Source organism: Actinoplanes couchii, from assembly GCF_016862075.1.
Classification (GTDB): Bacteria; Actinomycetota; Actinomycetes; order Mycobacteriales; family Micromonosporaceae; genus Actinoplanes; species Actinoplanes couchii.
Genome location: NZ_BOMG01000125.1, coordinates 19,610 through 44,133 on the forward strand (window position 1 = coordinate 19,610; position 24,524 = coordinate 44,133).

The window sequence follows — 24,524 nt, forward strand, 5'->3', positions numbered from 1 at the left end:
GATGGCTCTGGTGATCCATGTCGAGAATCAGCTCCACGAGCGTGGAAGGACGGTTCTGAACGCCGAGGTTCGTGACGCCGACGTGGAGGCCGAAGAGCAGAGCGGATATCTATTCATTCAGGGGGACTGACCCCGGTGAGGACGTCCAGGCGGGAGACGGCTCGGGTCAGGACCACGTAGAGGCGGTTCAGGCCCCGGGGTTCGGCTTCGGTGATCTCCTGCGGGTTCACCACGATCACGTGGTCGAATTCCAGGCCCTTGGCCAGGTGGGCGGGGAGTGCCGTCACCCGGGGCGCGACCGGGCTCGGGTCCGGGCCGGGATCGAGGGTGACGGGTGCCAGGCCCGCGGCGTTGGGTTCGGTGTTCGCCGGCTGCGGGTCTGCGGCGGTGAGTCCGGCACTCACCGGCTGCGGGCCTGTGGCGGTGGGTTTGGTGTTTGGCGGCTGCGGGCCTGTGGCGGTGGGTTCGGTGATCGCTGGCTGCAGGCCTGCGGCGGTCAGTTCGGTTATCACCGTTTGTAGGCGTGGGGCGGTGGCGATCACCGCTATTGAGCCCTCGTGGGTCAGGGCGGACCGGACGGCGGCCGGGACGTCGGGGTGGGCGTCGATGGTCAGGGAGCCGTCGGTGCGGAACGACGTGGTCTCCGGTACTCGCACGCCCAAGGACGGCAGCAGGCGGTTCGCGTAGTTCAGCACCTCTGCCGGGACTCGGAAACCTCTGGTCAGGGCGATTGTCGGGGCCTCCGGGTGGCCCAGGTGCGACAAGTGGGCGGGCCAGTCCCGGGCTGCCCACGGGGTGGTGCCCTGGGCCAGGTCGCCCAGGATCGTCAGGGAGCCGTGCCGGCTGCGGCGGGCGATCACCCGGCACTCCATGGGGGACAGATCCTGGGCCTCGTCGACGACGATGTGCCCGAAGGGCTCCGGGTGGTCGAGCAGGCCGGCGATCTCGTCGAGCAGTACCAGGTCGGCGGCCGACCAGCGGCGGGAGCGGCGCCGGTGCCGGATCGTGACCTGTTCGGCGGGGGTCAGGATGCCGGCGGCGGCGGTTGCCAGGGTGGTGGTGTCGCTCAGCAGATCGGCCAGCAGGTCCGCCGGGCAGATCTTCGGCCATGCCTGGTCCAGGAGTGCCCGGACCGGTGCGCACCTGCTGATCCGCTGGGTCCAGGCGTAGCCGGTGCTCTCGCCGCGGCTTTCGATCCGGCGGGCGAGCAGGGCGGTCACTCTGGCGCGCAGGCGTTCCCTGCCCAGGCCGTGGAGTGGATCCTCGGAGCGGATCTTGTCGACCATGCGGATCAGGTCGGATTCGGGGATCCGTAGGCGGACCGAGCCATCCGGCACGACCAGATCGCCGGTCGGCGGGCGCACGGTTGCCCGGACCGCGCGGGCCAGTACCGCGGCCATCCGCGGATCGTGTTTGATCAGGTCGGCGGCGGGGTCGTCGGGGGCTCGCGGTGTGCCGAGCAGGCCGGTGAGGGTTCGCTGGCGCACGTCGAGCTCGCCCAGGGCCGGTAGCACCGCCGCGATGTAGTTCAGGAACGCCGGGTTCGGGCCGATGATCAGGACACCGTTGCGTTTGAGCTGTTCGCGGTAGGTGTAGAGCAGGTACGCGGCGCGATGCAGACCGACCGCGGTCTTGCCGGTCCCGGGACCGCCCTGGACGCACAGTGACCGGTTGAGCGAGGTGCGGACCAGTTCGTCCTGGTCGGGCTGGATGGTGGCCACGATGTCGCGCATCGGTCCGACGCGGGGGCGTTCGATCTCCTCGGCCAGCAGTCGGCCCGGTTCCCCGAACGACAGCAGGTCCTCGTCCTCGAATCCGGTCAGCGTGGCCGAGAGAGCGAACCCGGTCGGCGTGGCCGAGAGAGCGGATCCGGTCAGAGTGGCCGGGGGAAGGGATCCGCTCGGCATGGCCGGGAGGGCGGATCCGGTCGGCGTGGCCGGGGGAGTGGATCCGGTTGGGGTGGTCGGGAGGGGGAGTATCCAGCCGTAGCGGCGCCGGGCGGTGACGCCGAGCCGGTCCCGGGCGCCGGCCCGGTAGAAGCGGGAGGACACCGGCGCTCGCCAGTCGATGACCAGGGCGGTTCCGGTGGCGTCGGTGATCCGGCGGCGGCCGATGTAGTACTGATGGCCGTCGTGGTCCATCCGGCCGAAGTAGGGCGGGGCCTCGGGCGACGAGGCGAGTTCCTTGGCGTGGCTCTTCAGCATCCGGCCGAGGGTTTCGGCGGTGTAGCGGTCACCGGCGATCTGCTCGCCGGTGGCCACCCGCATGCGGGCGTGGTCGAGCATCCAGTTCTGGGCGGCACGGACCCGCCGGAGGTAGTCGAGTTCGTCTGCGAGCGACAGCATGCGCAAAAGTGTAACCCGGTAACGTTTTTGTCCAAGTTACACTTCGGTCATGTCCCTCCGCGAGCGCAAGAAGCAGCGCACCCACGACGCCATCTCCGGGATCGCCATCACGCTGTTCCTGGAGCGCGGCTTCGACCGGGTCTCGGTGGCTGACATCGCGGCCGCCGCCGAGATCTCCAAGCCGACGCTGTTCCGCTACTTCCGGTCCAAGGAGGAGCTGCTCCTGCACCGGATCGACGATCATCAGGGTGAGGCCGCCCGGGTCGTCCGGGAGCGTGCCGGCGGGCAGTCGCCGGTGCAGGCTCTCGAAGCGCACTTCCTGGACGGGCTGGCCCGCCGTGACCCGGTGACCGGGCTCAACGACGTGCCCGAAGTGCTCGCCTTCCACAACCTGATCTTCACCACGCCGAGTCTGGCCGCCGGAGTCGCCGCCTACGTCGCCCGCGACGAGGAAGCCCTGGCGGCAGTGATCGACGGACCGCGGCCGTTGACCGGGCGGCTGGCCGCCGCGCAGATCATCGCCGTGCAGCGGGTGCTGGCCCGGGAGAACTGGCGCCGTCTCGCCGCCGGTGAGACCGCCGACCAGGTCCACCCGGACGCGGTGGATCATGCCAAACACGCCTACCGCCTTCTCGACGGTGGTTTCTCAGCGTTATGACAGCTCCGGGCCACTACCGTCGCCTGTCGTGACTCTCGCTGCCCTCCCCAGCCCCACGACCGCCGTCTGGCATCTGGGCCCGATCCCGATCCGGGCGCACGCGCTGTGCCTGATCGCCGGCATCGCGCTCGCCGTCTGGATGACCGACAGGCGGCTACAGGCCCGCGGTCATCGGGCTGGACTGGCCGCTGACCTGGCGGTCTGGGCAGTGCCGATCGGGATCGTCGGCGCCCGGGTCTACCACCTGATCACCTCCCCGCAGGCCTACTTCGGCGAGAACGGAGACCCGATCCGCGCCCTCTACATCTGGGAGGGCGGCATCAGCATCTGGGGCGCCGTCGCCGGGGGAGCGCTCGGCACCTGGATCGCCGCCCGCCGGCTCGGTGTGCCGCTGAGTGACGTCGCCGACGCGGTCGCGCCCGCGCTGCCGGTGGCGCAGGCGGTCGGGCGGCTCGGCAACTGGTTCAACAACGAGGTGTACGGGCTGCTCACCACGCTGCCGTGGGGGCTGGAGATCCACGACATGAGCACCGGCCGTCTGCTGCCGGGGCTCTACCATCCGGTGTTCCTCTACGAGGCGCTGTGGAATCTGGGTGTGGCGGCGCTGGTCTGGTGGCTGGACCGTCGCCGGCGGTTCACCCGAGGGCGAGCGTTCGCCCTGTACGTGATGGGTTACACCGCCGGCCGGCTGTGGATCGAGCTGCTGCGCGCCGACGAGGCGAACACCATTTTCGGCGTACGCGTGAACGTGTTCACCACCGTCGTGCTGTTCGTCCTCGCGCTGGTGTACTTCGTCCGGACCAGACCGAAGTCAGAGAGTGTCCTGGCCGGGCATCCGGGCGTATGACGAGGTGTCGACCACGTCGGAGACCTTCTCCATCGTGTTGATGCTGACGTGCGGCCACTTGATGCGGCCCGGCCCGCCGTCGGTGCGGGGGAAGAAGTCGAGCAGCACGTCCTGCACGTACTGAAGCCGCAGTCGGTTGGTGCCGTCCTCGTTCTCGATCTCCTGGATGAAGAACGTCGCCTTCATCTCGGACGCGTTGGCCTGCCGGACGATGAACGGGATGTTGTTGATGCCGCCCCGTTCCACGGTGGAGTCGAATTCGAGAACCGTGGTCCGCACGATGTTGACGCCCTCGTTCGCCGCTTTGAGCAGCGCGGTCGGGTCGGTCGGGTCGAACAGGCCCCGGAACAGGTTGTCGTGGAAGTGCTTGTAGGCGGCCAGGTAGCGGCTGTCCAGGTCCTGGCTGACCCCGACGGGCAGGGCGTTGACCGTGGGGATGACCGGCGGGCCGTTCAGCACGGACGGATTGCCCATGGCGAGAACGGCGTCGCCGTGCGGGATGGTCGCGAGCCGGGCGATGGTCGGTTCGCCGGGGAACGTCTGGTCGGCCATGTTGAGCAGGAGCCCGGGTTCGTGGTGGATGGCCAGGTCCGGGTCGCCGGCCAGCCCGCTCTGCGGGAAGTCGTCGGCGGCGATCTGCGAGATGGCCTGTTCGTAGTCGAGAGCGATGATCCGTTGGTCACCGTTGGCCGGGTCAGCCGGATTGATGCCGCGGTTCGGGATCTTCTTGTCGACCAGCTGGAACTTGAGTTCCTCGTTGTACTGGTTGACCAGCAGCCGGAACGGCGGCCCGCCGACGCCGGGCGGTGGTGAGAACGGTAAGGCGATCATGTTCCAGCCGCGGCCCGGCAGCCCGGGCACGTTGGCCCAGGTGCCGGGCAGCAGCTGGAACGGGCCCAGCTCCGGGTCGCCGGTGCGGGCGGCTTCGAGATGGCGCGGTTCGTCGGTGAACGGTTCGAGGTGCACAGGACTGGTCACGGAGAGCCCTTTCGGATGATGTCTGTCCCTGTGGTGCCTTCCCTCACAGGAACGACGTCGTGACCCCCTGATACCTGTCGGTCACCCGACTAAGGCAGCCGAGGAACCGAAGAGAGCAACTTCCGGGTGTACGGGTGGGAAGGCGCGCCGAGGACCGAGGCGGTGTCGCCCTGCTCGACCAGACGGCCGTGTTCCAGGACGGCGGTGTGCTCGCACAGTTCGGCGACGACGCCCAGGTCGTGCGAGACCAGCAGGATGGTCAGGTCGCGTTCGGCGCACAGTGACGCCAGCAGGTCGACGATCCGGACCCGGGTGGTCAGGTCCAGGGCGCTGACCGGTTCGTCGGCGAGCAGCAGCCGCGGATTGCCGACGATGGCGCGGGCGATGGCGATGCGCTGCCGCTGGCCGCCGGAGAACTCGTGCGGATAGCGGCCGGCCGTGTCGGCGGGCAGCCCGACCGCGTCGAGGGCGTCGGCGACCCGGGCCGGATCGGTGTCCAGGCCGAGGCCGCGCAGGGGTTCGGCGACGATCCGGCCGATCCTCTGTCGGGGGTCGAGTGACGAGTACGGGTCCTGGAACACCGCCTGCACGGCCCGCCGGTAGTCGCGCAGATTCCCGCGGGCGAGCGGGTTCCCGTCGTACCGGATGGTGCCCGAAGTGGGTCTGGTCAGGCCGAGGAGCAGGCGCAGCAGCGTGGTCTTGCCCGCACCGGACTCGCCGACCAGGGCCACGTTGCGCCCGGCCCGGACGTCCAGGGACACGTCGGTGAGGGCGGGCCTGCCGGTGCGGTAGGCGAATCCGACACGATCGGCGGAAAGGATCACGGCCGTCTCCGTTGCAGGGCGGTGTCGAAGCGGCGGGCGCTGTCGACGAGCGTGCGGGTGTACGGGTGGGACGGCTCGGCGATCACCCGGGCGATCGGACCGGACTCGACGATCCGGCCGTCGCGCAGCACGTGGGTGTCGTGCACGACCCGGGCGGCGACCGGCAGATCGTGGGTGATGAACAGCAGCGCCGTGCCCTGTTCGGTGACCACCCGGTCCAGCAGGTCGAGGATCTCGGACTGGACGGTCACGTCGAGCGCGGTGGTCGGTTCGTCGGCGATCAGCAGCCGCGGCTTGCAGGCCAGGGCCATCGCGATCGCCACCCGCTGGCGCTGGCCGCCGGACAGCTGATGCGGGTACGACCGGGCGATCCGATCACTGTCGGTCAGGCGTACCGCAGCAAGGTTGTCATGCACCGCGGACCGTAGGGCCGCGCCGCGCAACCCCTGGAACCGCCGCAGTGGCGCGGCGATCTGCCGCCCGGCGGTCATCAGCGGATCGAGAGCGGTGAGGGGTTCCTGGAAGACGACCGCCGCGACCTGCCCGCGACCCTGCGGCGCGGTGATCATGTCGGCGCCGTCCAGGCGGATCTGACCGGAAGCGGTCAGCCCGGGCGGGAGCAGGCCCATCATGGCGAGCGAGGTGAGCGACTTGCCGGAACCGGACTCGCCGATCAGAGCGACCCGGTCCCCGGCGCCGACGGCGAACGAGACGTCCTCGACCAGGGTTTTTCCGGACGCGTCGCGGATGGTCAGGCCGTCCACGGTGAGAAGGGTCATCGGACGCTCCGGCGTAGTCCGTCGGCGGTCAGGTTGACGCCGATCACCAGCATGACCAGGGCGATCCCGGGCGCGAGCGCGGCGACCGGCGCGGTCAGCACGGTGGCCTGGGCCTCGAACAGCATCCGGCCCCAGGAGGCGTTCGGCGGGGGAGTGCCGAGGCCGAGGTACGACAGGCTGGCCTCGGCGAGCACCGCCAGACCGGCCTGCAGGGCGAGGTTGACCAGCACGGTCGGCGCGATGTTCGGCAGCACGTGGTCGACCACGATCCGCGGCCAGGAGATGCCCGCCACCCGGGCGGCGGTGATGTAGTCCTTCGACAGCACCTGCTTGACCAGCACCCGGGTCAGCCGGGCCACGATCGCGGCCATCGCCAGCCCGATCGCGAACACCGCGGTGGCCAGCGACGCGCCTGCTCCGGCGACGATCAGCATGGCCAGCAGCAGGGTCGGGAACGCGATCAGGATGTCCAGCACGACCGCCACCGCGTCGTCGAGCCAGCGGGACGCGAACCCGGCGAGCAGCCCGGCGGTCACCCCGAGCAGGCCGCCGACGGTGACCGCGCCGAGCGCGGTGCCGATCGCGATGCGCCCGCCGATCAGCAGCTGGGTGAACAGGTCCCGGCCGAGTTTGTCGGTGCCGAGCAGGTGCTCCCCGCCGGGTGGGGCGAGTCGACCGCCGGAGGTGTCGTCCGGGGAGAACGGCAGCCAGACGTACGACAGCAGCACCCCGCCCACCACGATCAGCACCAGCAACAATCCGGCGTACAGGTGCAGCGACCGGCAGCTCATGCGGCCCCCTCCGCTTCGCTCCGGCGCCCGCATGAGTTTTGACCTGTGCTGGATGATTCGCTCGCAAGCTCGCTCATGAAGCGGCCCGGTGCAGCAGGCGCGGGTCGACCAGGCGCTGGGCCAGGTCGCCGAGGAACCCGACGACCAGCACGGTCGCGGTGCTAACCAGCATCACGCCCTGGATCACCGGGTAGTCGTGCTGGCTGATGCCCTTGGTCAGCATGCCGCCGAGGCCGGGCAGGGTGAAGACGCTCTCCACGACGACCGCTCCCAGGAAAGTGGTGGCCAGTTCCATGGCCAGGACCGCGATCACCGGGACCGCGGCGTTGCGCAGCCCGTGCCGCAGGAACGCCTCGACCGGCCCGGCGCCGAGCGCGCGGGCGGTGCGCAGGAAGTCGGCGTTCAGCACGTCCAGGGTGGCGGCGCGCACGTAACGGATCAGCGACGCCGACATCACCAGGGCGATGGTGACCACCGGCAGGATCAGGGCCTCGACCGCCGCGGCCGGGTCGCCCCAGCCGTCGGTCGGGAAGCCTCCGGCCGGCAGCAGCCGCAGGTTCAGGGCGAAGACGGTGACCAGCAGCAGGCCGACCCAGAACGCCGGGACGGCGATGCCGAGCTGGGCGACCGCGTTGATGACCGGGCCGTACCAGCGGTCGGCGCGGGCCGCGGCGAGCACCCCGACCGGCACCGCGATCAGCACCGCGAGGACAAACGCGGCGAGGGTGAGCGGGACCGTGACCGGCAGCCGGCCGGCGATCTCGTCGCCCACCGGCAGTGTGCTGATCAGGGAGTGGCCCAGGTCGAGGGTGGCCACGTCGTGCAGCCAGGTGAGGAACTGGGAGAGCAGTGGCGCGTCCGTGCCCAGCTCCCGCCGGGCGGCCTCGATCTGCTCGGCGGTCGCACCGACCGGGAGCAGGGCGTTGGCCGGGTCGCCCGGCAGGAGCCGGAGGAGCACGAACAGCGCCACCGCCGCGAGGAACAGCGACCCGAGCAGGATCGCCGTCCGTCGCAGCAGGTAGCGGATCATCAGCTCTTGACGATCCCGTACGCGAAGAACTGGGCGTTCAGGCCGTTGACCGGGTAGCCGGAGAGCTTCGACGAGGCGACCACGATCTGCGGGTAGAGGTAGAGCCAGTCGCTGGCCGCCTCCTCCGCGATGATCTTGTTGGCCTGCTGGAGCAGGGTGGTCTGCTCGTCGGCGGTCGCGGCCTGCTCGGCCTTGTTCACCAGGTCGGTGACCTGCTTGTTGTCGTAACCCCAGTAGAAGTCGGGGTTGCCGTACCAGACCACGTCACGGTCGTTGACGTGCTCCTGCAGCGTCGCCGCGAAGTCCCGCTTCTGGTAGACCTTGGTGTACCACTCGTCGGCGGTGATCGTGTTGATGTTCACCGTGACGCCGACCTTGGCCAGTTCGGTCTTGATGAACGTGGCGGCCGTCGGGTGCGGGTCGTAACTCGGGGTGTCCAGGCTGAACGTGAACCCGCCCGCGAACCCGGCGTCGGCCAGGAGCTTCTTGGCGTTCTCCACGTTGTACGCGTTGACCGCGGTCAGGTCCTCGTACCACGGGTCGGTGGGCGGGACCATCGAGCCGATCAGCGTGCCGTACTCGCCCCAGACCGAGGTGAGCAGCTTCTGGTCGTCGATGGCCTGGCTGACCGCCTGGCGCACCTTGACGTTGTCGAACGGCGCGACCTTGTCGTTGAAGGCGAGCAGCAGCTTGGTCGTCGACTTGCCGTCGTTGACCTTGAAGTCGGCGTTGCCGTCGAACTGGGCCAGGGCGTCCGGGCTCTGCTCGCTGGTGACGATGTCGACAGCGCCGGTGAGCAGCGCGTTGTTCAGCGCGGTCGCGTCGGTGAAGTAGTGGAACACCACACCGGCGTTCTTCGCCGCGGTGCCCCAGTAGCCGTCGAACTTCGTCAGCGCCAGCGTCGAGCCGCGCTTCCACTCACCCAGCTTGTACGGGCCGGTGCCGTCCGCCGTCGTGGTCAGCTCGCCGGCCGCGGTGTTCACGACCGAGATGTAGCTGAGGTTGTAGACGAACGAGATCGACCGGCTGGACAGAGTGAACTCGATCGTGGTGTCGTCCGGCGTGGCGATCGACTTGATCACCGCAAGGTTGCTCTTGCGGGCCGACTTCGAGTTCTCCGCGGTCACCCGCTCGACGCTGGCCTTCACGTCGGCCGAGGTCAGGGCCTTGCCGGAGTGGAACTTCACGTTCGGCTGGAGGGTGAACGTGTAGGTCAGGCCGTCGTCGCTGACCTTCTGGTCCTTGGCGAGCAGCGGCTCGACCTTGCCGTCGTCGGTGAGCTTGAACAGGCCCTCGTAGACGTTGCCGCTCAGGGCCTCGGTGACGCCCTGACCGCCGCCGGCGGTGTTGTCCAGGTTCTGCGGCTCGTAGACCGAGCCGACCTGGATGATCTTCTGTTCGGGGCTGGCGTTTGTCGCCTCGCCGCCGGAGGAGCAGGCCGCCAACATGCCCGCCAGGGCTAGCGCTGCTATGGCCTTTTTCATGATGTTTCCTTTTAGTTGCTGAATCCCTTTAGTTGCTGAAGAGGGGGAGCTTCTCGCCTGCCGAAACCGGCACGGCGATCCGGTTCTGCGGCGGCGGCATCGGGCAGTTGTAGTGCTCCGAGAAACCGCACGGCGGCACGAAGGCCCGGTTGAAGTCGAGCACGGCCGTGTCGGTGAACGGTTTGCGCTCGACGACCAGGAACCGGCCCGCGCCGTACGTCACCTTGCCGTTGGTGGGGTCGCCGAAGACCAGCAGCAGCGTGCCGTCGTCGTCGAACGCGTTCAGCACGTAGTCCTGCCCGGCGATGGTGACGTGCAGGTCACCGGGAACCGGCAGGTCACGGGTGAACCCGGTGTCCTGGGCGTGCTGGAACGGGACGCGGCGCTCGCCCGGCACGTCGACGTACCGGCCTTCCAGGACCCATTCCGGGTCGTACGGGAAAGTGTCGATCTTTTCGAAGGTCTTGATCGCGGGCGAGGCGGCGTCCCAGAGGCGCACCCCGTGCTCCTCGGCGCCGGTGCGCGGATCGCGGCGGACCAGCCGGGTGGCGGTGACCGTGGCGGGCTGACCCTCCAGGGCCGCCTCGGTGTCGCTGGCGCCCCAGCGGGTCTCGATCAGGGCCAGGTTGCCGGTGGGGGCGGTCACAGCCCGGTGCCGGGCCTGCTGCCAGCGCGTGTGCGCCTCTGTGGTGCTTGTCATGACGACCCCGATGTTGATCTTGTGGTGGCTCGTCAACCCTATCTTCCGGGTAGGTTTACCCGCCATGGTCACGGTGGTCACAGCACCGGTTGACGTTTCCTCTAACTCCTATAGGTTCAATGGGTGACACGATTCCATCTCGCCGTCGCCCTCGACGGCGCGGGCTGGCATCCGGCCGCCTGGCGCGACCCGTCCGCCCGCCCCCACGACCTGTTCACCGCCGCCTACTGGACCGGCCTGGTCACCGAAGCCCAGCGTGGCCTGCTCGACTTCGTCACCATCGACGACGCCCTCTCCCTCCAGCAGGCCACCCACTTCATTCCGGACGACCGCGTCGACCAGGTCCGCGGCCGGCTCGACGCGCTGCTGATCGCGGCGCGTGTCGCACCCCACACCGCGAACCTCGGCATCGTGCCCACCGTCACCACCGCCGACACCGAGCCGTTCCACACCTCGAAGAACATCGCCACCCTCGACTACGTGAGCACCGGCCGGGCCGGGGTGCAGTTCCGGGTCGGCGGCTTCCGGGACGCCACCCACTTCGGGCGGCGCCCGGCCCTGGAGATCAGCCGGGAGAACCTGCGCAGCCCGGAGATCGAGCAGGCCGTCGCCGAACGGTTCGACGAGGCCGCCGACTACATCGAGGTGGTGCGCCGGCTCTGGGACAGCTGGGAGGACGGCGCCGAGATCCGCGACGCCGCCACCGGGCGGTTCATCGACCGGGATCGGCTGCACCGGATCGACTTCCAGGGTGCGCACTTCTCGGTGCGCGGGCCGTCGATCACCCCACGACCGCCACAGGGGCAGCCGCTGGTGACCGTTCTCGGACACTCGGAGATCCCTTACACGCTGGCGCAGCGGCAGGCGGACGTGGTTTTCGTGACCCCGGCCGACGCTTCTTACATCGCGGTGGAGGGGCCCAAGGTCTTCGCTGACCTGGTGGTCTTCCTCGGTTCCGACAAGGCGCGGCTGGATGAGCTGGATGGGGAGCAATTTCTTAGCGATGCCCGGATTGTCACGGAGGGTCTGGCCGACAAGATCGAAGAACTTCAGCAGCTCGGGTACGACGGAGTAAGGCTGCGCCCGGGTGTCCTACCGGTGGACCTGATCGCGATCGTCGACGAGCTCGTGCCGGAGCTGCAGCGCCGGGGCCTGTTCCGTACCTCCTACGAGGCGTCGACGCTGCGCGGGCACCTCGGACTCGACCGCCCGGCCAGCCGCTACCAGGGGGCATCCCGATGACTCGTAAGCAGATCATTCTCGGTCACTACCTCGGCGGCGTGAACCACTCGACGGTCTGGTCCGATCCGGCGGCCGGAAGCCAGATCGACTTCGCGTCGTTCGTACATGCCGCACAGGCCGCCGAACGCGGGAAGTTCGACTTCTTCTTCCTCGCCGAAGGTCTCGCGCTGCGTGAACGGGACGGGCAGATCTTCGACCAGGACGTGATCGGGCGGCCGGACGCGATCACCGTGCTCACCGCGCTGGCCGCGGTCACCGAGCACCTCGGCCTGGTCGCCACGGTCAACGCCACCTTCAACGAGCCGTACGAGCTGGCCCGCCAGCTGGCCACCCTGGACCACCTGTCCGGCGGGCGGGCCGGCTGGAACATCGTCACCTCGTCGGACGCGTTCACCGGCGGCAACTTCCGGCGCGGCGGGTTCTTGAAACGAGAAGACCGATATGTGCGGGCCGAGGAGTTCCTGGCCGTCGCCCGGCAGCTGTGGGACTCGTGGAACCCCGACGACATCGTCGCCGACCAGGCGAGCGGGACGTTCCTGCGGCGGCCGGACGCCGGGGCGTTCGACTTCGCCGGGAAACAGTTCACCGTCAACGGGCGGTTCACCACCCCGCGCAGCCCGCAGGGGCAGCCGGTGATCCTGCAGGCCGGGATCTCGTCGGAGGGCCGCGAGTTCGCCGCCGGCGGGGGACCGGACGCGATCTTCTCGCCGTACCACACGCTCGCCGAGGCGCAGGCGTTCTACCGGGACATCCAGCAGCGGGCGGCTCCGTACGGCCGGGCGCCGAAGATCCTGCCCGGGGCGTCGTTCGTGCTCGGCGACACTCTCGCTGAAGCCGAGGAACGGCATCGAGAGATCAGCCGCGCGCAGATCACCGGGCGGGGCGCGCAGATCCTGCTGGAGACCGTCTGGAACCGGGACCTGTCCGGTTTCGATCCGGACGGACCGCTGCCCGACGTGGATCCCACCCCGGACGCGCCGCTGTTCATCCAGGGCCGGGCCCGGATCCACCCCGACCCGTTCGCAACCGTCGCCGAGTGGCGGGCGATCGCCGAGGCCAACAAGTACTCCCTGCGTGACCTGGCGATCCACGTCTTCAGCCGCACCGAGTTCATCGGCACCCCCACCCAGGTCGCCGACCGCCTCGACGCGTTCGTCCAGAACGACGGATCAGACGGCTTCATCATCGGCTCGCACCTGACCCCGACCGGCATCGACGAATTCGTCGACAAGGTGGTGCCGCTGCTGCAGGAGCGAGGTTCCCTCCGCACCGACTACGAGGGCTCCACACTCCGCGACAACCTGGGGCTCACCGTTTCATAGCGCTTTGGTAGCGCAGCACCACCACGCCGCTCGGCAACGGTGTCGCGTCACGCAGGGTGAAGTGGTGGGGCGCGAACGCGGTCGCGGCCAGCGGGATGCCCGCGCCGGCGATCATCGGGTTGAGTTTGATCACCAGCTCGTCGATCGCCGGCAGCAGCTGGCCGGCCAGATCACCGCCGCCGGCCAGCCAGATGTCCAGGCCGGGGCGCTGTTTCAGCTGCTTCACGACGGTCAGCGGGTCGGCCGTCTCCCGCTTCAGGGACCGGGAGAAGACGATCTCCTCCAAATGTTCGTACGGCCGGGAGATGCCCGCCTTCAGGGCAGGCTCGTAGGTGTTGCGGCCCATCAGCACGGTGTCGAAGACCCGGTTGGGTGGGGTGCCGGGGCCGCGCACGTGGCTGGGCAGCGTCTCCGGATAGGTCTCGCGCATGTAGTCGATCACGTCGGCGCCGGACTGGAAGAAATCCCACGACCCGTCCGGCGCGGCGATGAAGCCGTCGATGCTGGCGGCCACGAAGTACACGAGCTTTCGCATGGTCCACTACCCTTCATCCACTACATCTGTCGTGGTTAAAGTATAGCCATGGTCAAGAACCCGCAACGCCGTGCCGAACTCGCCGACGCCGGGCTGCGGGTGCTCGCCGACGCCGGGGCCCGCGGGCTTACCCACCGGGCGGTCGACACCGAGGCCGGGGTGCCCACCGGTACCGCCTCCAACTACTTCCGCTCCCGCGACGACCTGCTCGGCGCGCTGGGCGAGCGGATCTTCGAGCGGTTCGCCCCCGACCCGGACTTCACCGCGACCGACATGACCGGCTACCTGCGCTACATCGTCGAACGCACCACCCGGGAACCGTTCCTGACCCGCGCCCTGATCGAGTTACGGCTGGAAGCGGCCCGCCGGCCCGGGCTGGCCACCGCGCTGGGCGGCATGCTGCGGCAGGGGTTCCGGGCCGACGTGACGTTCCACACCGGCACCGGGCTGCCCGGCGGAGCCTTCGAGATCGCCCTGCTGCACTACGCGATCGACGGGCTGCTGCTCGACATGGTCACCACCTCGATCGGCGCCGGGGTGGACCCGGACCAGGCGATCCGGGCATTCGCCGAGCGGCTCATCCCTCGCACTCCCTGATCAGGACCGTGTAGGCGACGTCGCCGGCCATGTGCACGCCGACCGGTTCGAAACCCGCCGACCGGGTCAGCCGCAGACTGCGCTCGTTCCACGACTGGACCACGGCCCGCAGGCGCTGTGCTCCGGACGTACCGCAATAGTGGTTTAGAACGGTCGTCACGAATGGCAGACCGTGACCTTGGCCGACCAGGGACGGGTCCATGCCCACGCCGACGTCCAGCAGCTCGTCCTCGGCCGGGAGCCCGGCGACCCGGGCCTCGGCGCCCGAACAGCAGAAGCCGACCAGGGGCCCGCCGTCCGAGCCCGCGACCGCCAGATAGTCCGGATTGCCGAGGAACGAGTCACGCGAGTCGTAGATCCGCCACGGGCCGTCGTAGCGCCACCCGGCGATGAGCCGCGCGTCGTCGGCGGTGAGCGGGCGGACGACCAGGCCCGAGGGGAACGTCATGATCGCGAGAATCTCCGGTGACCGGCCCGGCCCGCAACCGATATGTTCCGGCGATGGCCTTCACTCCGATCATGGCTGCCGTCAACGGTGGCGACCTGGACGAGGTCCGGCGCCTGCTGGCCGACGGCGTGAACCCGAGCGGCGGCGAACCGGGCACCACCCCGCTGCACCTGGCCGCCAAGCAGGGCTCGCTGCCGATCGTGGAACTGCTGCTGGCCGCCGGCGCCGACCCTCTCGCGCTTGGTTGGAGCAAGGAGATCCCGGTGCACGCGGCGACCACCGCGGACGTGGCCCGCGCCCTGTGCGCCGCCTCCGGGCAGGCCGACGGCATGGCCCTCTACCAGCAGGTGATCCACAGCCGGACCGAGGTGATCGCGGTGCTGCTGGAGTACGGCGCCGACCCGAACTGGCACAACGTCCACGGCTACACCGCCCTGCACCGGGCGACCACCCCGGAGACGGCCCGGATGCTGCTCGCGGCCGGTGCCGTACCGGATCCCGCCAACGAGCGGGGCGTGACACCGCTGCACGACGTCCGCCAGCCGGCCATCGCCGCGCAGCTGCTGGCGGCCGGCGCCGACCCGATGGCCGTCGACGAGGGCGGGCGGACCCCGCTGCACCTGGTGCGCGATCCGGAGGTGATGGCGTTGCTGCTGGACGCCGGGGTGCCGGTGGACACCCCCGACGATGCGGGCAACACCCCGCTGTGGTGGTGCCTCACCATGACGGTGAGCTATCGCAACACCCACGAGATCGGTGTCGACGCCGTGCGGCTGCTGCTCGCACACGGCGCCGACCCGGCCCGGCGCAACCACCGGGGTGTCGCACCCGTTCACCTGACCCACCGGAACCGGAGCGTGTCCGGCGAACACCCGGACGAGGCGGCGCTGCGGGACCGACTCCGGCCCCTGCTGGACGTCCCGCTGAAGGTGTTCACCCTGGTGGAGGCCGGACGGCTGGCGCAGTACGCCGCCGTCGTGCACCCGGACGGGCGGTCGGCGGTCACCGGCGCGGCCGAGGGCCTGATCGTCCGATGGTCCCTCGACGGCGACCAGCCGAGCCCGGTCGAGGTGGTCAACACCGGAGAACCCCCGTTCCACACCCTTGCCGGTACGCCGGACGGAACGCTGCTCGCCCTCGGCGGCTTCGCCAACCAGTCCGTCCACCTGCGCCGATGGGACCGTCTCGACGCGGTCGACCACGAGTTCCCGCTGCCACAACGATCGGAACGGCTGTCCTTCAACGCCGACGGCAGCCACCTCGCCGCCGGCTGGTGGTCGCCCGGTGGAGGGTCCGCGGTCGCCGTGTTCGACGTGGCCGCCAGGGAACTGCTGGAACACGACGCCCTCCATCACGGCGCCAACGCGATCGTCTTCGAACCCGGCGGTGACCTGGTGGTCGCCTGGCTGGGCGATGTGCAGACCGAACTCAACGTGATCGACATCGAACGGTTCATCAGCGGCGACTACGACGCGGAGGTGGAGGAACTGCCGCTGGCCGAGGAGTACTACTGGACGGACTGCCAGATCGACGCGCTGACGTACGCGCCGGACGGCAAGACCTTCCTGGCCAGCGGCGCACGGCCGGAGGGCCTGCGGTGGTCCAAGGGCGAACCCGGGTCGGTGGCCCTGTTGCTGGCGCAGGGCGGGAAACGGTGGACCCTGTCGCTCGACGCCGCCACCCGGGCCGCGATGGGCGACTTCACCGGCCCGCTGCTCCCGACAAGCGTCTGCTTCACGGCCGGCGGCACCCGCGTAGCCGTCGGCACCACCGGCGGCCTGCTCCTGCTGGACGCCGCGACCGGGCAGATCCTGGAACACTACCCGCAACACCCCCACATCCACACCGTCCACGACGACCCACACCACAACGCCGTCCTGCTCACCACCCCGACCGGCCTGCACCGGGTGCGCCCGGGCGGTAACGAGTCGCCCGGGGAGAGGTGACTGTGTCATCGTCGCCGGGTGTTACGGGAGATTCGGGCCGACTTCGACGCGGACACCATCGTCATGTACCAGGCCTACTCGCCGGTTGTCGCTGATGCGGCTCTGGCGGCGGGGCGGTTCGTGGCGCCGTTCTCGTTCTCGCGGATGACCTGGATCAAACCCTCGCTGCTGTGGCTCATGCATCGCAGCAACTGGGGGAGCAAGAGCGGGCAGGAGCGGACTCTCGCCGTGCGGATCACCCGTTCGGGGTGGGAGCATGCGCTCTCGCGAGGGGTGCTCACCTCGCCGGAGACCGGGGTGCACGGGAGTGCGGCCGCCTGGCACGCCGCGTTCAGCAAGGCCGATGTGCACGTGCAGTGGGATCCGGAGCGGTCGTTGCGGGGGGCCGCGCTCAACCACTACAGCATTCAGGTCGGGATCGGGCGGGACCTGATCCGGGCGTACGCCGAGGAATGGGTCGTGGGGTTGACCGATCTCACGCCTACGGTGCAGCGGATCGCCGGGCTGGTGCGGTCGGGGCACGGCGCCAAGGTTCGGCGGTTGCTGCCTCCGGAACGGCCCTACCCCCTGGACCCGGCCGTCGCGCGGCGGATCCAGGTCGGCGGCTGATAAATCAGAACGGGACGGGCCGCGCCGATGTTCGAAGATCAGAACGGCACGGGCCGCACCGACGTTCGAACGATCAGAACGGCACGGGCCGCGCCGGTGTTCGAGAGATCAGAACGGGACGGGACCGCTCCCGGCCAGTGAGATCAGCACCTGGGTGGCGAGCAGTTTGCGGGTGCCGGTCACGGTGACCGTGCCCTCGCGGTCGTACGGCAACTCCAGCTTGATCTCGTCGCCGGCCTCGGTCAGCTCCGCCGGAGTCTGATCCGGGCGGAACGAGCCACCCCAGCCGTTGGCTCCACCGCGCTGATAGGTGTTGAGGGACACCATGCCGGGGATCAACGCGCCGTCGACCAGGATCAGCCGTGCCGGACCGGAATAGGTGGTGGCCATGCCCCTGTCCTCCAGATTTCACCGAAAGCACACTTCACGGAAAAGGCCGAACGGCGGCCCGCTGACACAGCAGGGCCGCCGTTCGCGGGGTGGTTCAGAGCGGGCGGATGTTCTCCGCCTGCGGGCCCTTCTGACCCTGGGTGATGTCGAACTCCACCTTCTGGTTCTCCTCCAGGCTGCGGTAGCCACTGGTGGCGATCGCGGAGAAGTGGGCGAAGACGTCAGCGCCGCCGTCGTCCGGGCTGATGAAACCGAAGCCCTTGTCGGCGTTGAACCACTTCACGGTGCCGATGGTCATGTCTGCTCCTTCGCAGGCCAGGTGAGGCCACGTTGTGTGGCCCCGGTTGCCGCCGCGTTGATCACCCGCGTCGAAACGACACGAAGAACGAAAAAGCGCCCGTACGGGTTCAGATAACCCATCGAGCGCCGGCAAACGTCTACGGAAATCAAAACTGCAACGGAGCCAAACTAGCACATGCCCCGCCCCGCGTCCGGGCGGCGCCATACCCAAGTCGCGCCGCCCGGTTTCTGTTACCCGCGCGAGGTACGCCCGGCGGCTGCCGTCAGGATCTCGGTGACCACCCGGTCGGCGGCGTCCGGACGCCCCTGAGCAGCCGCTGCCTGCGCCATCCCGGCCCGCCGCTGCGGGTCCAGCAGCAGCTCCGACACCGACGCGTGCAGCCGTTCCGGGGTGGCGGTGTCACCGTCGAGCATGACGGCCGCGCCCGAGGCGGACAGGTGCCGTGCGGTGATCCGCTGCTCGTCACCGGCGGACACCGGGTACGGGATCAGGATGCACGCCTTGCCCAGCGCGGTCAGCTCGGCGACCGTGCCGGCCCCGCTGCGGGCCACCACGACCGCCGCCGCGGCGAGCAGATCGGGCAGCTCGTCGTGGATGAAGTCGACCACCCGGTAGCGCTGCGCCAGCTGCGGCGGCAGACCCCGCGCCACCTCCTGCATCTCGGACAGGCTGAGGTTGCCGCACTGGTGCACGATCTGGCAGTGCTGCAGCAGGCCGGGTAGCGCGCCGGTCAGCATCCGGTTGATCTGCTGCGCCCCGGAGGCGCCGCCGGTGATCAGGACCAGCGGGACGGACGGATCCAGCCCGTACGCGGCCAGGCCCTTCGCCGGATCGCCACTGAGCACCGCGGGCCGCACCGGGTTGCCGGTGACGACCGCGCGGGCGCGTGCCTTCGGCGGCAGGTGCTCCAGCGACGCCTCGTGGCTGAGCAGGATCCGGGTGGCGACCCGGGCCAGGATCCGGTTCGCCAGGCCGAGACTCAGGGTCTGCTCGTGCATCAGGTACGGCACCCGGAACAGCGCCGCCGCCAGCCCGATCGGCACCGACACGAACCCGCCGGTGCTCAGCACCACCGCCGGTCTGGTCCGGGCCACCGTCATCGCGGCCTGCAGGATGCCCAGCGGGATCCGGAACGCGTCGACGAAGTTGCGGGCCAGCTCCTTCGGGTTCGGGGAGCGGCGCAGCTTGCCGGTGGTGACCGCCCGGAACGGGATGTTGTTACGGACGGCGATCTTCGCTTCCAGGCCGTCGGCGACACCCACCCACAGCAGCTCCGGAGCGTCACCGCTCTCGGCGAGCCGGGCCTGGAGGGTGTGCACCGTGGTCAGCGCCGGGTAGGTGTGCCCGCCGGTGCCACCGCCGGTGACGATCATGCGCAGTGAGTGCAGACGGCCGGTGCTGTAGAGGGACATTCGGAGCCAATCGCGGTTCGGACAACGGCGGTGCAGTTTAACCGGTGCTATGGTGCGGCTGTGATCATGACAAGAGCCGTTTTCGGTGATCACTCGTATCGCAAGGACTTCTACCAGTAATCCGTCCGCGCCCCGGCCCGCTGACGAGACCTACTGGAACAGGAATCCTTGTGCTCATCGATCTGCACCGTCATCTGGAAGGGTCGCTGCGGGTGGCGACCACCCTCGAACTCGCCCACCGGGACGGTCATCCGCTCGCCTCCGCCGCCGACCCGGAGGACCTGCTCGTCGCGCGCGGGCCGCTCGGCGGGCTGCTGCCGTTCCTCGCCAAGGTCGACGCCGCGCCGTCGGCGTTCCCGCGCCTGGAAGACTGGGTGCGGGCCGCCCGCGAATGTGTCGAGGACGCCGCCGCCGACGGCCTCGACCACCTGGAGATCCGGTTCAGTCCCTGGTTCATCCGGCAGGAGACCGGGCTCGCCCCGGAGGCGGTGATCGACGCGGTCGCCGACGGCGCCCGGTCGGCGGCGGAGAAGGCCGGGCTGCCCGTCGTCCTGATCGGCATCCTTCTCCGGGATCTGGGACCTTCCCTCGGGTACGCCCAGGCCGACACCCTGTTGTCCCGGCGTGACCTGCTCGGTGGCATCGACATCGCCGGCAACGAGGCCGGAGTCCCGGCGGCCGAGTTCGCCGGCCCGTTCGCCCGGGCCCGCGACGCCGGACTGCACGTCACCGTGCACGCGGGGGAGGCCGCCGGCCCGCAGAGCGTGTGGGACGCCGTGCGGCATCTCGGCGCGGAACGGATCGGGCACGGGGTGCGCGCGGCCGAGGACCCGCGCCTGCTGGAGCACCTGGCCGAGCACCGGATCACCCTCGAGGTGTGCCTGACCAGCAACGTGCACACCAGCGCGGTCACCGGGTACGCCGACCATCCGGTGCGCCGCCTGCTCGCCGCCGGGGTGCCGGTGGCCCTGTGCACCGACGATCCGCGCACGTCCGGGATCACGCTGTCCGGCGAGTACGCCGACGCCGCCGCCCGGGCCGGACTGACTCCGGCCGATCTGGACCGGATCCGCGCGGACGCACAACAGGCGATCTTCGCCTGATTCCCTCAGCGCGGGGCGGGGTAGGACCGTTCGTCCTATGGAGATCCGCTCCGCGCTGGGTGAGGGTGAACGATTGTGCGAAGGATTGCGGCGGTTCTGAGTCTTGTGTTACTCGCTGTCCTGTTGCCGGGGGCGCCCGCGTCGGCGGCGTTGCCGGACAAACTGGCGCATGTCGGCAACGCCCGGCAGTTGATCGTGGTCAGTGGCAACAGCTGGAAGTCGACGTACGGCACGGTGCGCGCCTACCAGCGCGGCTCCGACGGCAAATGGCGGCTGCACTTCACAGCCATGAAAGCGCGCATCGGGTACGGCGGGTGGGTGTGGGGCGCGCAACGTGTCCAGGACACCGGGACGACACCGGCGGGCACCTACCGGATCACCGAGGCGTTCGGGGTGCGCGCCGACCCGGGCACCACCCTGCCGTACCGCAAGGTCGACAAGAACGACTACTGGACCGGCGACAACCGGGACGCCAAGACCTACAACATGTTCCAGCCGTACGCGTCGGCCAAGCGCACCTGGCGTGTCGGGCAGGCCGAACGGCTGGCGTCCTACCCCACCCAGTACGCGCACGCCGCGGTGATCAATTTCAACCGCCCGTCCGGGGTGAGCTGGAGCGCGGCCCGGGGCCAGTACGTGGCGAGCAAGCCGGCCGACACCCGCCGGGGCTCGGCGATCTTCCTGCACGCGAGCGGCAAGGGCTCCACCGCCGGTTGCGTCTCGGTCAGCCGTACCGACATGGTCCGTCTGTTGAAGTGGCTCAAACCGGCCAAGAAGCCGCGCATCGTGATGGCCCCGTCGACCGCCCTGACCCGCGCATGAGATACGACGACCTCCTCGGCCCCCTGCGCCGGGCATACGACTCCGATGCCGGCCGGCGTGACAGCTCCGCCAAGCAGCCGTGGAAGCTCGCCGAACGACAGGCGTTCCGGGACCGCCTGGCGCCGGGCTCCCGGCTGCTGGAGGTGGGCGCGGGAACCGGTCAGGACAGCGTGTTCTTCCAGCGGGAGGGCCTCGCCGTCGTCGCGGTGGACCTGTCACCGGTGATGGTCGAATACTGCCGGGCCAAGGGCGTCGAGGCCCACGTGCGGGACTTCCTGCATCTGGACCTCCCGGCCGGAACCTTCGACGCGGTGTACGCCATGAACTGCCTGCTGCACGTGCCCAACCGGGACCTGGCCGCGGTGCTGGCGTCGATCCGGGCGGTGCTGCGTCCCGGCGGGCTCCTGTTCGCCGGGGTGTACGGCGGCACCGAGAGCGCCGAGGGCCCGATCGACGGCGACCAGCACGATCCGCCACGCTTCTTCTCCCGGCGTACCGACGACGAACTGCTCGGGTTCGTCACCACTGCCGGTTTCGGCGTGGTCGACTTCCATCCGGTCGACGCCGGGCACGGGCTCCGCTTCCAGTCCCTGACGGCGTCGTCCTCATAAGATCTCGGCATGCGTTACGGATCAGCGGCCGGGCGGTGGGTTCTGCTGGCCACCGTGCTCGGGTCGAGCCTGGCCTTCATCGACTCCACCGTCGTCAACATCGCGCTGCCGACCATCGGGGAGGACCTCCGGGCCGAGGCGTCGGGCCTGCAGTGGACGGTCAACGGGTATGCGCTCAGCCTTGCGTCGCTGGTGCTGCTCGGGGGATCGCTGGGGGACCGGTTCGGGCGTAAGCGGGTCTTCGTCACCGGCGTCGCCTGGTTCGCGCTGGCCTCGCTGCTCTGCGGGCTCGCCACCTCGATCGAGTTGCTGGTCGCCGCCCGGATCCTGCAAGGGGTCGGCGGGGCCCTGCTGACGCCCGGCGCGCTGGCCATCCTGGAGGCCGGCTTCGACCCGGAGGACCGGCCCCGGGCCATCGGCGCCTGGTCCGGGCTCGGTGGCATCGGTGGTGCGCTGGGCCCGTTCCTGGGTGGCTGGCTGGTGGAGATCGGCAGTTGGCGCCTGATCTTCCTGATCAACGTGCCGGTGGCGTTGCTGGTGCTGTGGGTGGCCGCCCGGCACGTGCCCGAGTCCCGGGATCCGGCCGCCGCCCGTTCCTTCGACGTGCCGGGCCTGCTCTGCGGCGCGATCGGGCTCGCCGGCCTGACCTACGGCTTCACCGCGTGGCCCGCCGACGGCCCGGGTGACCCGGTGGTGCTGGCCTCGCTGATCGCCGGGGTGGCCGGACTGGTCGCGTTCGTGCTGGTGGAGCGCAGGTCCGCGGATCCGATGCTGCCGCTCGGGATCTTCCGGTCGGCGGCGTTCAGCGGCGCCAACGCGGTCACTTTCCTGGTGTACGCCGCCAACGGTGGCGTGTTCTTCCTGGTGGTGCTGAATCTGCAGGTGGTCGCCGGGTTCAGCCCGCTGGCCGGCGGTCTGGCCCTGTTGCCGATCACGGTGCTGATGCTGCTGCTGTCGGCCCGCTCCGGTGGGCTGGCGCGGCGGATCGGGCCGCGCATCCCGATGACCGCCGGGCCACTGGTCTGCGCTGCCGCTCTGGTGTGGCTGTCGGCGGTCGGCTACGGCGCCGGCTATCTGGTCGACGTACTGCCGCCGGTGATCCTTTTCGGTCTGGGGTTGGCTCTGCTGGTGGCACCGCTGACCGCGACCGCCCTCGGGTCGGTGGACGACTCCCGCGCCGGCATCGCCTCCGGCGTCAACAACGCGGTCGCCCGGGCTGCCGGTCTGCTGTCGGTGGCGGTGCTGCCGCTTGCGGCCGGCCTCGGAGCCGGCAGCCTGACCGACGCGGAGGCGCTGGCCCCGGTCTACCGGTCGTCGATGCTGATCTGCGCGGCCCTGATGACGGCCGGCGGAGTGCTGGCCTGGTTCCTGATCCCGAACCGCCTGACCAAGCCCACCCCCGCCGACACCTTCTGCGACCCGTGCGGCCCGCCCCTGGCCGCTACCCCCGGGGCAGCGGTGCGACCGGACGAACAGAGGTGAACTCCGGCTGTTCGTAGCGGGTGGCGGCGAGCAAAAGCAGCCACTCGTCGCAGCCCTGCCACGGGTAGAGGTCGGCGGCGCCGCCCCGGGCGGTTCGGGGGCCGTCGCCGGTGCGGGGGCGGGCGTCGGACGGGGCGCCGGTGAAACCGGAGATCCACACGTCGGCGCACAACTCGTTCGACGAACCCATCCCGGCCAGGCCGAACGCGTTCTCGGCGGCGGCGATCCGCTGCTCGTCACCGAAGTCGTCGACCAGTTGGTCCGCGCCCGGTTTGCCGTCGCCGCGGAAGGTCAGGGTGGTGGTGCCGGCCCGGGCCGCGTACTCCCACTCGGCCTCGCTCGGCAGCCGGAACGGCAGCGCCTCGAGCAGGTCGTCCAGGTCGTCCTCGAGGTGGGCGGCGCCGGAATCGGCGTCGGCGTAGTCGTCCTCGTACTCCGGCAGCCAATGCCGAACCTGCGTGACCGTCAGCGGGTGCCGGGCGATCAGGAACGGCTCGACACGCACCTCGCGAACCGGCTGGGCGTCCCCGGCCCCGGCGAAGAACGAGTCCAGGGAGTCCTCGGTGCCGCCGTTGCGGTCGATCGCGCGGACCGCCGCCAGTTCCTCCTCGGACAGGCCCATCCGGAAGGTGCCGCCCGGAACCGCCCGGAAGACCACTCCGGACGGGGTGTGCTGCCAGGCCGGGAGCCCGGCCACGGTGATCTCGTTCCACATGCCGCCGAACGCTACCGGCCGGGCATGAGATCGGCGGCGACGGGGAAGAAGGGCGGCATGCAGCTGCTCGGGGTTCTGGTGTCCGCTGATCAAGTCGGTACGGGGTTTCGGGCCCGGGTGGGAGCGCCGGTGCCGCTCGGGCTGAGTCTGCGCTGCCGGCGGCGGGTGGTGGCCGGGCCGGACACCGGAGGGCTGGTCGGGCTGGTGGTTCCGGCGGTTCGGGACTCCTTCTACGGCGGGTGGGTTCTGCGGTCCGGTGGGATCCCGTTCCACGTCACCGAGGAGTCGGCCAAGGACGAGGTGGCGTTCATCGCCGAGGTCCGCGCGCGGGTCGGGCTCACCCACGTCGGGGTCGAAGGGACCGTCGGCGTCGCCGGGGAGCAGCTCGTGGAAGCGGTTCGGGAACGTTGGGGTCTTGATCTGAATCGGTCATGGTTGGTGCGGGGGATCGTGCGGATCAGCGGCGCCGGCTATCAGCATCCGGTGCAGGAGATCGAGCACGATCCGGCCGGGCGCGGCTACCTGCTCGACCTGGAGAGCGTGCCGGACTGAG

The 24,524-nt window shown here is 70.0% G+C and carries 26 protein-coding genes and 1 pseudogene; 13 read left to right on the forward strand and 14 right to left on the reverse strand.

What is annotated here, in order from left to right:
* The first annotated feature begins 1 nt into the window (after position 1).
* Complete coding sequence (locus Aco03nite_RS54475) at positions 2 to 130, forward strand: hypothetical protein (protein WP_275415994.1); 129 nt, start codon at positions 2 to 4, stop codon at positions 128 to 130.
* On the opposite strand, the gene Aco03nite_RS53825 is transcribed toward Aco03nite_RS54475, so the two are convergent.
* A complete protein-coding gene (locus Aco03nite_RS53825; RefSeq protein ID WP_239146053.1) occupies positions 114 to 2,345 on the reverse strand; it encodes a HelD family protein in 2,232 nt (743 codons plus the stop codon). The genes Aco03nite_RS54475 and Aco03nite_RS53825 overlap by 17 nt on opposite strands.
* Positions 2,346 to 2,394: 49 nt before the next feature.
* Between Aco03nite_RS53825 and Aco03nite_RS48525 the strand changes: the two genes are divergently transcribed.
* A complete protein-coding gene (locus Aco03nite_RS48525; protein WP_203809254.1) occupies positions 2,395 to 3,003 on the forward strand; it encodes a TetR family transcriptional regulator in 609 nt (202 codons plus the stop codon).
* A 28-nt stretch (positions 3,004 to 3,031) separates the two neighbouring features.
* Positions 3,032 to 3,829 (forward strand): annotated as a pseudogene (gene lgt / locus Aco03nite_RS48530) (prolipoprotein diacylglyceryl transferase); the annotation flags it as partial.
* On the opposite strand, the gene Aco03nite_RS48535 reads toward lgt, so the two are convergent.
* The 7 genes from Aco03nite_RS48535 to Aco03nite_RS48565 form a co-directional block, all read right to left on the reverse strand.
* Positions 3,815 to 4,828: a heme-binding protein gene (locus tag Aco03nite_RS48535; protein WP_203809258.1), complete on the reverse strand. Its 1,014-nt coding sequence runs from the start codon at positions 4,826 to 4,828 to the stop codon at positions 3,815 to 3,817. The pseudogene lgt and the gene Aco03nite_RS48535 sit on opposite strands and share 15 nt — an antisense overlap.
* 89 nt (positions 4,829 to 4,917) lie before the next feature.
* Positions 4,918 to 5,652 carry an ABC transporter ATP-binding protein gene (locus Aco03nite_RS48540; protein ID WP_203809260.1) on the reverse strand — a complete coding sequence of 245 codons (735 nt, stop codon included), beginning with the start codon at positions 5,650 to 5,652 and terminating at the stop codon, positions 4,918 to 4,920.
* Complete coding sequence (locus Aco03nite_RS48545) at positions 5,649 to 6,431, reverse strand: ATP-binding cassette domain-containing protein (protein ID WP_203809263.1); 783 nt, start codon at positions 6,429 to 6,431, stop codon at positions 5,649 to 5,651. The genes Aco03nite_RS48540 and Aco03nite_RS48545 overlap by 4 nt, the downstream gene beginning before the upstream one ends.
* Positions 6,428 to 7,222 (reverse strand): ABC transporter permease, encoded by a 795-nt coding sequence (locus Aco03nite_RS48550; RefSeq protein ID WP_203809265.1) that lies wholly within the window; start codon positions 7,220 to 7,222, stop codon positions 6,428 to 6,430. Before Aco03nite_RS48550 ends, Aco03nite_RS48545 begins: the two co-directional genes overlap by 4 nt.
* A gap of 73 nt (positions 7,223 to 7,295) precedes the next feature.
* Positions 7,296 to 8,252 (reverse strand): ABC transporter permease, encoded by a 957-nt coding sequence (locus tag Aco03nite_RS48555; RefSeq protein ID WP_203809267.1) that lies wholly within the window; start codon positions 8,250 to 8,252, stop codon positions 7,296 to 7,298.
* Positions 8,252 to 9,736 (reverse strand): ABC transporter substrate-binding protein, encoded by a 1,485-nt coding sequence (locus Aco03nite_RS48560; RefSeq protein WP_203809269.1) that lies wholly within the window; start codon positions 9,734 to 9,736, stop codon positions 8,252 to 8,254. The genes Aco03nite_RS48555 and Aco03nite_RS48560 overlap by 1 nt, the downstream gene beginning before the upstream one ends.
* A gap of 28 nt (positions 9,737 to 9,764) precedes the next feature.
* Positions 9,765 to 10,436: a DUF1684 domain-containing protein gene (locus Aco03nite_RS48565; protein ID WP_203809271.1), complete on the reverse strand. Its 672-nt coding sequence runs from the start codon at positions 10,434 to 10,436 to the stop codon at positions 9,765 to 9,767.
* A 123-nt stretch (positions 10,437 to 10,559) separates the two neighbouring features.
* Here Aco03nite_RS48565 and Aco03nite_RS48570 point away from each other — a divergent pair, with 123 nt between their 5' ends.
* Positions 10,560 to 11,678, forward strand: coding sequence for an LLM class flavin-dependent oxidoreductase (locus tag Aco03nite_RS48570; protein WP_203809273.1), 1,119 nt, complete (start codon positions 10,560 to 10,562; stop codon positions 11,676 to 11,678).
* A complete protein-coding gene (locus tag Aco03nite_RS48575; protein WP_203809275.1) occupies positions 11,675 to 13,000 on the forward strand; it encodes an NtaA/DmoA family FMN-dependent monooxygenase in 1,326 nt (441 codons plus the stop codon). The genes Aco03nite_RS48570 and Aco03nite_RS48575 overlap by 4 nt, the downstream gene beginning before the upstream one ends.
* Here the strand turns inward: Aco03nite_RS48575 and Aco03nite_RS48580 are convergent.
* The gene (locus Aco03nite_RS48580; protein WP_203809277.1) at positions 12,987 to 13,535 is read right to left on the reverse strand and encodes a dihydrofolate reductase family protein; all 549 of its coding nucleotides are present in this window, start codon (positions 13,533 to 13,535) and stop codon (positions 12,987 to 12,989) included. The genes Aco03nite_RS48575 and Aco03nite_RS48580 overlap by 14 nt on opposite strands.
* 48 nt (positions 13,536 to 13,583) lie before the next feature.
* Here Aco03nite_RS48580 and Aco03nite_RS48585 point away from each other — a divergent pair, with 48 nt between their 5' ends.
* Positions 13,584 to 14,132 carry a TetR/AcrR family transcriptional regulator gene (locus Aco03nite_RS48585; RefSeq protein ID WP_203809279.1) on the forward strand — a complete coding sequence of 183 codons (549 nt, stop codon included), beginning with the start codon at positions 13,584 to 13,586 and terminating at the stop codon, positions 14,130 to 14,132.
* Here the strand turns inward: Aco03nite_RS48585 and Aco03nite_RS48590 are convergent.
* Positions 14,113 to 14,580, reverse strand: a complete 468-nt coding sequence (locus Aco03nite_RS48590; protein WP_203809281.1) for a GNAT family N-acetyltransferase — start codon at positions 14,578 to 14,580, stop codon at positions 14,113 to 14,115. The genes Aco03nite_RS48585 and Aco03nite_RS48590 overlap by 20 nt on opposite strands.
* Positions 14,581 to 14,633: 53 nt before the next feature.
* Between Aco03nite_RS48590 and Aco03nite_RS48595 the strand changes: the two genes are divergently transcribed.
* Together Aco03nite_RS48595 and Aco03nite_RS48600 are read left to right on the forward strand one after the other, a co-directional pair.
* Complete coding sequence (locus Aco03nite_RS48595; protein WP_203809283.1) at positions 14,634 to 16,526, forward strand: ankyrin repeat domain-containing protein; 1,893 nt, start codon at positions 14,634 to 14,636, stop codon at positions 16,524 to 16,526.
* An 18-nt stretch (positions 16,527 to 16,544) separates the two neighbouring features.
* Complete coding sequence (locus Aco03nite_RS48600) at positions 16,545 to 17,135, forward strand: DUF4291 domain-containing protein (RefSeq protein ID WP_239146054.1); 591 nt, start codon at positions 16,545 to 16,547, stop codon at positions 17,133 to 17,135.
* 108 nt (positions 17,136 to 17,243) lie between these two features.
* On the opposite strand, the gene Aco03nite_RS48605 is transcribed toward Aco03nite_RS48600, so the two are convergent.
* The 3 genes from Aco03nite_RS48605 to Aco03nite_RS48615 form a co-directional block, all read right to left on the reverse strand.
* Positions 17,244 to 17,525 carry a hypothetical protein gene (locus tag Aco03nite_RS48605; protein WP_203809285.1) on the reverse strand — a complete coding sequence of 94 codons (282 nt, stop codon included), beginning with the start codon at positions 17,523 to 17,525 and terminating at the stop codon, positions 17,244 to 17,246.
* A 94-nt stretch (positions 17,526 to 17,619) separates the two neighbouring features.
* A complete protein-coding gene (cspE, locus tag Aco03nite_RS48610) occupies positions 17,620 to 17,823 on the reverse strand; it encodes a transcription antiterminator/RNA stability regulator CspE (RefSeq protein WP_203809287.1) in 204 nt (67 codons plus the stop codon).
* Between the two features lie 233 nt (positions 17,824 to 18,056).
* The gene (locus Aco03nite_RS48615) at positions 18,057 to 19,238 is read right to left on the reverse strand and encodes a UDP-N-acetylglucosamine--N-acetylmuramyl-(pentapeptide) pyrophosphoryl-undecaprenol N-acetylglucosamine transferase (RefSeq protein WP_203809288.1); all 1,182 of its coding nucleotides are present in this window, start codon (positions 19,236 to 19,238) and stop codon (positions 18,057 to 18,059) included.
* Positions 19,239 to 19,408: 170 nt separating this feature from the next.
* Between Aco03nite_RS48615 and add the strand changes: the two genes are divergently transcribed.
* From add to Aco03nite_RS48635, 4 genes are all read left to right on the forward strand, one after another.
* The gene (gene add / locus Aco03nite_RS48620) at positions 19,409 to 20,341 is read left to right on the forward strand and encodes an adenosine deaminase (protein ID WP_203809290.1); all 933 of its coding nucleotides are present in this window, start codon (positions 19,409 to 19,411) and stop codon (positions 20,339 to 20,341) included.
* A 105-nt stretch (positions 20,342 to 20,446) separates the two neighbouring features.
* Positions 20,447 to 21,163: a L,D-transpeptidase family protein gene (locus tag Aco03nite_RS48625; protein WP_239146055.1), complete on the forward strand. Its 717-nt coding sequence runs from the start codon at positions 20,447 to 20,449 to the stop codon at positions 21,161 to 21,163.
* On the forward strand, positions 21,160 to 21,774 hold the full coding sequence (locus Aco03nite_RS48630) for a class I SAM-dependent methyltransferase (RefSeq protein WP_203809295.1): 615 nt from the start codon (positions 21,160 to 21,162) through the stop codon (positions 21,772 to 21,774). Before Aco03nite_RS48625 ends, Aco03nite_RS48630 begins: the two co-directional genes overlap by 4 nt.
* Positions 21,775 to 21,783: 9 nt before the next feature.
* Positions 21,784 to 23,256: a DHA2 family efflux MFS transporter permease subunit gene (locus Aco03nite_RS48635; protein ID WP_203809297.1), complete on the forward strand. Its 1,473-nt coding sequence runs from the start codon at positions 21,784 to 21,786 to the stop codon at positions 23,254 to 23,256.
* Here Aco03nite_RS48635 and Aco03nite_RS48640 read toward each other — a convergent pair.
* Positions 23,216 to 23,971, reverse strand: coding sequence for a formylglycine-generating enzyme family protein (locus Aco03nite_RS48640; RefSeq protein WP_203809306.1), 756 nt, complete (start codon positions 23,969 to 23,971; stop codon positions 23,216 to 23,218). The genes Aco03nite_RS48635 and Aco03nite_RS48640 overlap by 41 nt on opposite strands.
* A gap of 57 nt (positions 23,972 to 24,028) precedes the next feature.
* On the opposite strand from Aco03nite_RS48640, the gene Aco03nite_RS48645 reads away from it, so the two are divergent.
* Positions 24,029 to 24,523, forward strand: a complete 495-nt coding sequence (locus tag Aco03nite_RS48645) for a hypothetical protein (protein ID WP_203809308.1) — start codon at positions 24,029 to 24,031, stop codon at positions 24,521 to 24,523.
* Position 24,524: the final 1 nt, after the last annotated feature.